Origin of the sequence: Streptomyces sp. NRRL S-118 (genome assembly GCF_000716335.1) — a bacterium.
Lineage (GTDB): Bacteria > Actinomycetota > Actinomycetes > Streptomycetales > Streptomycetaceae > Streptomyces.
Map to the genome: position 1 here is coordinate 3,548 of NZ_KL591032.1, position 1,602 is coordinate 5,149.

Sequence of the window (1,602 nt, forward strand, 5' to 3'; positions counted from 1 at the left end):
CGACCCCGCCCGGCCGGTCTCCGCACTGCCCATGCTGGCCCGGGGTGAGCTGGAGCGGGTGGCGCGCGAGTGGGCGGTGACGCCCGGGACCGATCCGTGGGACGGCACGATCCACGACCGGATCGCCGCGCGCGCCGCGGCCGCACCGGACGCGGTCGCCGTGTCCTGCGCGGGCGAGTCCCTGACCTACCGCGAACTGGACGAGGCGGCGAACCGCCTGGCCCACCACCTGGTGTCACTCGGCGCCGGACCCGGACGCCTGGTCGCCCTGTCCGTCGAACGCGGCACACAGATGGCCGTCGGCCTGCTCGGCATCCTCAAGTCCGGCGCCGCCTACGTGCCCTTGGACCCCGCCTACCCCGCCGACCGGCTCGCCTACATGCTCGACGACTCCGGCGCCGAAATCCTCGTCACCCACCGCGACCTGAGCAGCGGACTGCCGCTCGGAGACGTACGGGTCGTCGACCTGGACGCCGAGGACGAGACGATCGCCGGCCTGCCGGTGACACCCCCGCGGACAGGTGTGTCCGCCACCGACCTGGCCTACGTCATCTACACCTCCGGCTCCACCGGCCGCCCCAAGGGCGTGGCGATCGAACACCACAACGTCCTGCACCTCATGGCCAACGCCCAACCCCTGTACGGGTTCGGCACGGACGACGTGTGGACGGTCTTCCACTCCTACGCCTTCGACTTCTCCGTCTGGGAACTGTGGGGCGCCCTGATGACCGGCGGCCACGCCGTGGTCGTCCCCCACGACACCGCACGCAACCCCGACGCCATGTGGCGGCTCCTGAGGCAGGAGGGGGTCACGGTGCTCGACCAGACCCCCTCGATGTTCCGGGAGCTGGTGGAGCACGCGGCGGGCGCGGGCGAGGAGCGGCTTCCCGCGCTGCGCTGGGTGATCTTCGGTGGGGAGGCGCTGGAACCCAAGCACGTGTCGACCTGGTTCCAGCGCTACGAATCCCCCGGCACCCGCCTGGTCAACATGTACGGCATCACCGAAACCACCGTCCACGTCACCTACCAGCACATCACCGCCGACCACCTCACCACCGGCAGCCGCCTCCCCGCAGGCCGCCCCCTGCCCGGATACCACGTCCACCTCCTCGACGAACACGGCCGGCACGTACCCACCGGCGTCGCCGGCGAAATCCACGTCGCCGGCGGCGGACTCGCCCGCGGCTACCTCAACCGCCCCGCCCTCACCGCCGAACGCTTCCCCCTCAACCCCCACGGCAAGCCCGGCGAACGCATGTACCGCTCCGGCGACATCGCCCGCTGGCGCCCCGACGGCACCCTCGAATACCTCGGCCGCGCCGACGACCAGGTCAAGATCCGCGGCTTCCGCATCGAACTCGGCGAAATCGAATCCGCCCTCCTCACCCACCCCCACATCCGCGAATGCGTCGTCGTCGCCCACCAAGGCACCGACGGACACCGCCGACTCGTCGCCTACACCGTCACCGACACCGACCTCCCCGTCACCGACCTCCGCACCCACCTCGGCACAACACTCCCCGACCACATGATCCCCGCCGTCTTCGTCCCCCTCGACCACCTCCCCCTCACCCCCAGCGGCAAAGCCGACCGACGCGCACT

General features: G+C 71.3%; 1 protein-coding gene. It reads left to right on the forward strand.

The genetic code is table 11. The annotated features are described in order from the left end of the window. Positions 1-1,602: non-ribosomal peptide synthetase (locus tag IH00_RS0133580; protein ID WP_031079848.1), on the forward strand; the 1,602-nt coding region annotated here is incomplete at both ends.